The sequence below is a fragment of the Dolichospermum sp. LEGE 00246 genome (assembly GCF_015207865.1).
Lineage (GTDB): Bacteria > Cyanobacteriota > Cyanobacteriia > Cyanobacteriales > Nostocaceae > Dolichospermum > Dolichospermum heterosporum.
The window spans coordinates 1-8,818 of the sequence record NZ_JADEWA010000213.1 but is presented as its reverse complement, the minus strand read 5'-3'; the positions used below and the strand labels follow the sequence as shown (position 1 = coordinate 8,818).

General features: G+C 40.3%; 8 protein-coding genes. 6 read left to right on the top strand and 2 right to left on the bottom strand.

The genetic code is table 11. The features are described from left to right. The first annotated feature begins 496 nt into the window (after positions 1-496). On the top strand, positions 497-2,188 hold the full coding sequence (ilvD, locus tag IQ228_RS14735; RefSeq protein ID WP_027401401.1) for a dihydroxy-acid dehydratase: 1,692 nt from the start codon (positions 497-499) through the stop codon (positions 2,186-2,188). A gap of 159 nt (positions 2,189-2,347) precedes the next feature. Next, positions 2,348-2,998: a hypothetical protein gene (locus IQ228_RS14730; protein ID WP_193963313.1), complete on the top strand. Its 651-nt coding sequence runs from the start codon at positions 2,348-2,350 to the stop codon at positions 2,996-2,998. Positions 2,999-3,126: 128 nt separating this feature from the next. Here IQ228_RS14730 and IQ228_RS14725 read toward each other — a convergent pair whose 3' ends face one another. Then, entirely contained in the window at positions 3,127-3,270 is a 144-nt protein-coding gene (locus tag IQ228_RS14725) for a hypothetical protein (RefSeq protein ID WP_193963311.1), read from the bottom strand. Between the two features lie 277 nt (positions 3,271-3,547). Here IQ228_RS14725 and IQ228_RS14720 point away from each other — a divergent pair, with 277 nt between their 5' ends. The 3 genes from IQ228_RS14720 to IQ228_RS14710 all read left to right on the top strand — a co-directional run bounded on the left by IQ228_RS14720 (position 3,548) and on the right by IQ228_RS14710 (position 7,114). Beyond that, positions 3,548-6,424 (top strand): carboxypeptidase-like regulatory domain-containing protein, encoded by a 2,877-nt coding sequence (locus tag IQ228_RS14720; protein WP_193963309.1) that lies wholly within the window; start codon positions 3,548-3,550, stop codon positions 6,422-6,424. A 109-nt stretch (positions 6,425-6,533) separates the two neighbouring features. After that, on the top strand, positions 6,534-6,740 hold the full coding sequence (locus IQ228_RS14715; RefSeq protein ID WP_152540417.1) for a hypothetical protein: 207 nt from the start codon (positions 6,534-6,536) through the stop codon (positions 6,738-6,740). Between the two features lie 146 nt (positions 6,741-6,886). Further along, the gene (locus IQ228_RS14710; RefSeq protein ID WP_193963307.1) at positions 6,887-7,114 is read left to right on the top strand and encodes a hypothetical protein; all 228 of its coding nucleotides are present in this window, start codon (positions 6,887-6,889) and stop codon (positions 7,112-7,114) included. Positions 7,115-7,370: 256 nt separating this feature from the next. Here IQ228_RS14710 and IQ228_RS14705 read toward each other — a convergent pair whose 3' ends face one another. Continuing rightward, positions 7,371-7,541, bottom strand: a complete 171-nt coding sequence (locus IQ228_RS14705; RefSeq protein ID WP_160170601.1) for a hypothetical protein — start codon at positions 7,539-7,541, stop codon at positions 7,371-7,373. A gap of 588 nt (positions 7,542-8,129) precedes the next feature. On the opposite strand from IQ228_RS14705, the gene IQ228_RS14700 reads away from it, so the two are divergent. After that, complete coding sequence (locus IQ228_RS14700) at positions 8,130-8,675, top strand: hypothetical protein (protein ID WP_193963305.1); 546 nt, start codon at positions 8,130-8,132, stop codon at positions 8,673-8,675. The last annotated feature ends 143 nt before the right edge of the window (positions 8,676-8,818 follow it).

Here is an 8,818-nt window from a genome sequence, read left to right as displayed (position 1 = left end):
TCTATATCGGTTTGCAAATCGTTTTCCAGCCAATTTAAGAACCATTCGTTAATATGTCAAGTTGCCTGAAAAACCCAACAGACAAAGCTTTCAGGTTTTTTAATAAATTCTCACCCCCTGTGAACGGGTAACTATTCAGGCGCTATTGAGGATTTTGAGGCATATATTAAATGGACTGATGATAAAGAGTCAAAAGCGCAACTATAAGGCTGGGTGAAGAATTTGAAGGCGGGGAAAAATCCCTTTACGGATGCGGTGTTGAAGAAGTTGAGCGGTTAGAAACCACAGCTACACAGACAAAACCCATCTTCATGGGTTTAAAATTAACGCAAGTTCGACAAAAATAATTTGACCATTTTATCCGTCTTTATCAGCGTTAATCTGCGTTTATCAGCGTTTAATAAATCCAAAAATCTGATTCTATGCAGCTACATCTTAATTTGGTATAAGGAAGACTGAAGACTAAGCGACAATAGATAGTAAACAAGGAAAAAAGATGTCAGAAAATCTTAAAAGTAAAACTATCACACAAGGGGTACAGCGATCGCCTAATCGTGCCATGCTGCGGGCTGTAGGTTTCCAAGATGAAGACTTTAACAAAGCCATAGTCGGTATAGCCAACGGTTACAGCACCATCACCCCCTGTAACATGGGGATTAATAAACTGGCACAAAGGGCAGAAGCCGCAGTTAAAACCGCCGGTGCCATGCCCCAAATTTTCGGAACAATTACTGTCAGTGACGGGATTTCCATGGGAACAGAAGGGATGAAATACTCCCTAGTATCACGGGAAGTCATCGCTGATTCCATTGAAACAGCCTGTAGCGCCCAAAGTATGGACGGTGTATTAGCAATTGGTGGTTGTGATAAAAATATGCCTGGGGCAATGTTAGCAATGGCGCGGATGAATATCCCTGCTATCTTTGTGTATGGTGGAACAATCAAACCCGGACATTATGAGGGTAAAGACTTAACCGTTGTCAGTTCCTTTGAAGCCGTTGGTCAATACAGCGCTGGCAAAATTGACGAAAATGAACTGTTAGCTGTTGAACGCGGTGCTTGTCCCGGTGCAGGGTCATGTGGTGGGATGTTTACAGCCAATACCATGTCTTCAGCATTTGAAGCAATGGGCATGAGTTTACCCTATTCCTCGACAATGGCTGCCGAAGACCCAGAAAAAGCCGACAGTACGGAACAATCAGCCGTTGTCCTCGTCGAAGCCGTTCGCAAGCAGATATTACCCCGGACAATCATCACCCGGAAATCTATAGAAAACGCCATATCTGTAATTATGGCTGTGGGTGGTTCAACCAATGCCGTATTGCATTTTCTAGCGATCGCCCGCGCTGCTGGAGTAGAATTAACCATAGACGACTTTGAAACCATTCGCGGTAGAGTTCCCGTCATTTGTGATTTAAAACCCAGTGGTAAATATGTCGCCACAGACTTACACAAAGCCGGCGGCATTCCCCAAGTCATGAAAATGCTTCTGGTTCATGACTTACTCCATGGAGACTGTATCACCATTTCCGGGCAAACCGTCGCCGAAGTATTAGCAGACATCCCCGCCGAACCACGTCCAGACCAAGACGTAATTCGTCCGTGGCATAACCCCATGTACGCCCAGGGACACCTAGCCATTCTCAAAGGCAACCTCGCCACAGAAGGGGCAGTAGCCAAAATTACCGGAGTCAAAAAGCCAGTTATTACAGGACCCGCCAGAGTATTTGAATCAGAAGAATCCTGTTTAGATGCCATCCTAGCCGGAAAAATCAAAGCCGGTGATGTCATCGTTATCCGTTACGAAGGACCCAAAGGCGGACCCGGCATGAGAGAAATGTTAGCCCCCACCTCCGCCATTATTGGTGCTGGTTTAGGAGACTCCGTAGGCTTAATTACCGACGGACGTTTCTCCGGTGGTACTTACGGCATGGTAGTCGGCCACGTTGCCCCAGAAGCGGCTGTAGGTGGTGCGATCGCCCTAGTAGAAGAAGGTGATAGCATTACCATAGATGCCCATAATCGTCTGTTGCAACTGAATATATCAGATGCAGAATTAGCCACCCGTCGCGCCAATTGGCAACCACTACCACCCAGATATACCAAAGGCGTACTGGCCAAATATGCCAAACTGGTATCTTCCAGCAGTGTAGGTGCAGTCACAGATTTAGACCTGTTTGCTAATTAGAATTATACCAGATACCCGACTTCTTAAAGAAGTTGGGTAATTGAATAAAATTAATTTTGAAAATAGCATCTCTTCCTTCTTACCCTCCGTGTCCTCTGCGCCTCTGTGGTATGGCTAACGCCACGCTTCGCTATCGTTATCTTGAATATTTTCAAGCCTATGCAGCTAAATCCAACCTTACCAGACAAAGTTACCCAACATTGGCAAATAGTAAAAAATGGTGTTAATAATTTCACCCAATCTGTACAACAAAAAGCCACACAAACAACAGATAACACTAAAGCTTATTTAGAAAATCATTGGCAAAATGTCGAGAAAATTACTGACAATACATCAGAAGTAATCCAAAAAAATATTAATACTACTATTCATGATTTCTTATCACAATATCCCTGGTTTTTCCAAATATTAGAAATATTCACATGGGGAATAAATCACCCAGTCAGAGGCGTAGTAATTTTATTATTTACAATTGCTGTACTTTGGAGTATTATCAAAGCAATTGTTAAAATTATAGAAACAGCTAGTTGGTCAATTTTTAAAATTCCTTTTATATTATTCCAAAAAATATTAAAATCTCTTTGGATAAAATTTGCTAGATTCGGAATTTTCCCAATTAGAAAAACTCACAGTAAACAACAAAGGTTAGCCGAAATTTCCCAGCGTTTAGAAGTTATTCACAATGAACAACAAGCACTATTACAAGAAGCTGCAAAACTCATGAAAATTCCCTTTGCGTCAGAAAAGTACGAATTAAATGAACCACAAAGACACGAAGAACACGAAGAAAGAAAAGAAGAACAGAGTTAATATTCAATCTTTATCTGCGTTTATCTGCGTTTATCTGCGTTCAATTCTTTAACCCTTGTATAAATTGGAGTTTAGACTAGATCTTTTTTTGTAGGCTCAACCCCTTGCTGTAAGTAATAGGACAAACGTCACAAGGAATCAAACCGGATTCCTATATATATAAATATTTTTGTCCAATTACCCAATTGGCAACCACTACCACCCAGATATACCAAAGGCGTACTTGCCAAATACGCCAAACTGGTATATTCCAGCAGTGTAGGTGCAGTCACAGATTTGGACTTATTTGCTAACTAGCAGCAATACCTTGTACACTTTCTGTAGTTGGGTTAAGGGAACACCAAAAAATAAATTACCCAATTTTGTGGGATGGGCATCCTGCCCGTCCTTGATGGTTAGCGGGCTTTTCGGACCGAACCACAAGAAATTTTTGAGTATTTTTTTAATTGTAAGTCCCTCACAGACAACTTTTTCAGCAAGCCCTATTTATTTATACATTAAAAACTTTTTAAACAGCCTCTTAGCTTATATCTACCTAAATATATAAAGATGGCTTTTTATTTTTTACCATCTGTCCAATTTTTAAACTACCATCCTAATTATAACCACTACTGTAAGCATATAAACCCTGCCGCTGTAGTTGCACAAACTCAAATCAAGCCTGCTATAACGCCTGGAGTTAAAGAGTTTACAGATATAGTAGAGATTCCGCGAGTGATAGATTCAAATAAGCTATACTCGGATAAAATCTCTAACAAACCACTCAATAGAGAAGAAACAAATAGTAAAAATCAGGAAGTTACTCAAGAAGTTCCTAAAACTCCAGCAGTCCCGCCAGTTAATGAGTCTGCCCCTTCTCCTCCCAACCAATCCCCCCCATTAATCCCCCCCATTGATCCTAAAAATATTGCTGCTCAATGGGGCGTTTTGCCTGTTGGAATTGAAGTAGATGGACGTGTGGTTGTTAAAAGTACATTGGTAAGGGGAACTGAGGATGGTTCTCAGGCAATTCAATTTGATGATTGGCTTGTTCCCTATGATGCCATGATCAAGGCGTTAAATATTCAGGTGACTAATTTGCCTAATGGTCAGGTACAATTACGATCACGCACAGTTATCTTCAATCTTGATCTTAGCCGCCTCAGACTCGACCCCGAAATTGGTGCTGTGTTGTCTATGCGGGATGTTAAAGATTGGTTTGGTATTACTCCAGAATTTGACATTAATAATTATGCCATCCGAATCAAATATCCTGCTACAAACCAATCTGACCCCACCAAAGTCCCCGTTGAGCCGCCCATTGACTTCACGAGCATCCCCCATATTTCTGCGCCTCGATTCACTGTCACTACCATAAATAAACAGGAAACAACCGAAAATTCCCCTTCTCGTGGTAGTCAGAACCGAATATTTACCAGTAGTGGTAGCTTGCTAGGCGGATCATGGCTTCTCACTCTTAATCAAACACGAACCCAAACCAAAAATAAAAATGAAACCATTTTGAGATTAGGTTCAGCCAGCTATACTCTCCACAAAGACTCCAGCGATTTATTTATAGGCTCACAACAGCCCTTTTGGCGTAGCACTAGCTCCAAACCTTTTTGGGGTGTAACCGCCGTCAAACGCTGGGGATTTACCATGCGCCTGGGGAACGGTGGAGACGTAATTACTCGTGTCCGACCAACAGGTTTCGGTCAAACGGTGAGAGGTCAAGCCGCTCCAGGAACTTTAGTACAATTACTTTCTATGTCTAATCAGCAGCTTGTTGCCGAGGTTTTAGTGGATGAATCAGGAAAATACAGTTTTAACGATGTCACCCTTTCTGAAGTGCAATTACTGTTATATCCCCAAGGAAAACTGACATCTAAACCCGAAGAAAGAATTGTCAAGCTCTCAATTATCCCTGGACAGTCACCTGCCCGCACTTCTTCTCTAATGGTATCAGCCGGGACACGACGCAATAATTTTACTAATAATAAACAGTTTTTAGGAACTTTCAGCGATTTGTCTTTAGCTGCAAGCTATCGTTATGGGGTATCCCAACAACTGACATTGGGAGCGATCGCTAGTTATGACAATGGTTTTTCCGCCTCAACAGAGTTATTGTTTCAACCCGAAAATACTCCCCTACAAATTACAGCTTCGGCTTTAACTCCAACTCTGAACACAGATTGGGACGTTAACGCTAATATTCAGTATAATCCCACTCCTAAAATCAAAACCAATTTAGCTACAGATTTACAACGCAGTAGTTTGAATATTCGTGGAACTGTTTTACCCTATCTAGTGCTATTTAGTGATTTTAACTATGACTACACTGCTAGTTTGCCATTTAGGTACAACATTGGCACACGAGTTAATATATTAATACGGAAAATTTCTGCTTCCCTAACTCTGCAATGGAATAGTGTAAGTAAAATAAAATGGGATTTAAATGGCAAAATAGGTAAGTTTCAACTCCAACATTCTCATAATAATTTTCTTACCCAAACTAACCTCACTTACAATCTCTTAGGTAACTCTAGTTCAAAAACAGGCAGTTCCTATAATTCTCTGGGTTTGAGTTATCAAACTCTTGTATCACCTGGTTCTAGCAACTCTAAAGGAGACTCTTTACTAACTCTCAATTGGCGTTTTCAGCCAGATAAATCTAAATTGCGGGTAGAATTAGGTTATGTTATTGGCTCAAATGGGTCGGGATTTATGACTAATTTCTCCCACGAAATCTTTTCCGGTTTATCTTTGCAAGCTAATTATAGTAATGTTGGTTTGGGGTCTAATAGTGGTAGATTTCAACTTTTACTATCAACTAATTTTGACTTCAAACGTGGTGCTTACCTAAAAGATTCTTCTTCAGCTATGGGCGAAATTTCTAGTGGTATTCTACTTAAACCATTTTTAGATAAAAATAATAACGGTATTAGAGAGCCGACAGAGCCTTTAATTGTCAAAAAATTCGACTCACTCTTGATTATTAATAACAAGCCTATTTCCGAATATCTACCAGAATTCACTGATAATGGGATTGTTACACCCCTTGACCCAGGACTTTATCGCCTTGACTTAGATCCTTCTAGCTATCCTCTAGATTGGTATCCTACTAAAAATACTGCTGTAGCACTTGAAGTTACCGGAGGAGGTTTTACAGAAGTCCTGATTCCCTTTGCTAGATCCTATGCGATATCAGGAACTGCAACTGATTCTCAAGGAAAAGTTATCTTTGGTGCTAGAGTTGAAGCTGTATCTTCTACCTCTAGTCACAGAGTCTTTTCTATTACTAGTGCGGACGGTATCTATTATCTAGAAGGATTAATAGACCCTAATTATAATCTTTTCATTAATAATATCCCCGCAGCACCGAAAACCATAGATCTAAGCCAATCCTCTGAACCGTATCAACAGCTAAATTTGAGACTTAAACCGTAATATAACTGAGTTAGACATACAAAAAAAAGTATTGATATAAAATAAATTATGGTGTATGTTATTAACAATCGCAATTTTTTGTATCTTGGGTTGTTAGCGTTGCGAAGCAATGGTAAGTTTACGTGGTGTACCAAATGTACAATTCAACATAAGCTTTAAATCGTGCTGTCGCTTAACCCAAGCTACAAATCAAAGCTTTTTTAACTTGGCGAAGGTATTAGACATCTCCAAAAAAGATGGTAGAGACGTTACATGGAACGTCTCTACTACAGGGGGTCAAGGTCAAGAATCTTTAATCTCTGGAGATGTCTATTGAACAGTTAAATCTATTTGCTTGTTAATGGTATGTTTAGAGACAACTAATGTACTCTTACCGTGTTTCAAGCAACTCTGCCCGTACAGGGTGGACAAACGCCAGAATGTCTAAAATCCCAAAAAGTTTTCCACACAGCGTGAGGTTTTATGAGTAACGTTAAACAGACCGTTTATCTGATTACAGATCGTCAACGGGACGGATTGATTGGCTATCTGCAAAATTGTCCTTACAAAGAAGTTGCAGGAGCAATTCAATTTCTAACTAGCGCCCCTAGTGCTGTTTTAAATGTAGATGTTCCAGAAGACCAGTCTGCAACCAATAACGGAGAATCAGCGACTCCTGCTGCAAGTCTTGAGTTAACATCTGTCGCTTAAACAATACCTTCGCCAAAACTCTGAAACCCTACTAATATACTCAAAACAGTTGGACTGTTAAGTAGTGAGACAAAATTAATTACACAATGTCATTGCGTTAGCGCAGCGTGGCGTTAGCCATATATAACGAAGTGAAATGAAGCAATTCCAATGGTTGTGATTGCTTCCCTTGGCTGGCAATGACTGTAAATATTTTTGTCCAATTACTTACCCACAAAATTGGGTAATTTATTTATTGGTGTTCCCTAAAACCTGTTCAAATATCCTCTGAGAAGCGTTGTAGAGATGTTTCATGGAACGTTTCTACAAGGCTTCCTTGGGGTGTTTTAAATTTCTCTTTTTCAACTTTCTCAACTTGCCGGGGAGTTTCCGCTCCTCTACCGAAAAAATTAGGTATCCGCTCAATAATCCGGGGTAAATCGTTCAATGACAAGCCTCAAATGGCGTAAAATCGTTCCCGAATAGGTGGTCTGCCCCCATTTATTGAGCGGATATCTTTCAGCATTGTTCTCCACCTGTTCATATATCCACCTAAGTAGGTTAGCGTTGAAAATTGTCGTTATAGCAAGGCAAGAGGCAAGAGTAAAGAAGTTTTCAGCGATTTTACGTTTCTTTACACAGTTTGGTTTTATTGTGTTCACCTACTTAATTCTATTACGAGAGTTCACTTGGTTTTCAGTAAGGGTATTAATTATTTTTTCCTCGCCCAAGTCGGTTAATAAGTATGTATGGCGACTTCTTGGGATTTTCATGACTCAACATAAAAATAATCAATTTTAAGATAACTATACTAAGTTTATTTTTTCTTCATGAATAGCTAAAACTAAATTATAAAGAGATTTCGACAATTATAATTAAGGAACTTTACTTAACTTTCTTAAATATGCCCACAGCATATAGAAAAAATTATATAGTAACCCTACTTAAGTTACTTGTTTCAATTCCTCAATAACCGACTCCCAGCATCGGTTCATTTGAACAAGGTCTTACTTCTACCACTTTAAGTATTAAAAAAATGAAACGTATCTCTTTGATTTCCGCTCTTGTATTAGGCGGTTCTTTTTTATTAGCACCCGTAGCCAAGGCTGACCAAACCTTGAATATGGACTTTACAGGTATTGCTCAGGCTAACTGTTCGTTCACCAACCTCACATCCGGTGCAATTGTGGCAAGAGGTCGTGACCTGGGAACTATTTCTTCTAGCTCTGGCACCTCAATAGGAGCAACTGCTGGTGTAACTCCAAAAGCAGCAGGTGCTACAGTTTCATGCAACTCAGGCACAGCATTTTTTGTAGACACTCCTGTTGCTGATCCAGCCAATAGTCCTATTACTCTAGCTAGTACCAAGTCAGTTTTAAAAGCAGGTGAAGCTTCTGTAGAAGCTTATACCGCATCCCCTGGTACAGGACTTCCTGGTACCTCTGTCAGAAGCGATGGTTTCCTGCAGGTACCTGTTTCTGAGCCTACGCCTCTGACAGTTGATATGAACGTTCAAGCTACGTCTAATATTCCCGTAGGTATCTACAAATATACAGTTTTAATAACCGCAGTTCCTCAATAAACATCTCCAGAAAAGAGTGTAGAGAGGTTCCATGAAACTTCTCTACAAGGGTTCTAGTAGTTCGTCAAATTTATTTTGACGGGTAATGATCGGAAAAAACTTCTGTTCTTCCCTCCCCCTCTACCCCCCTACCTCCCCTACCC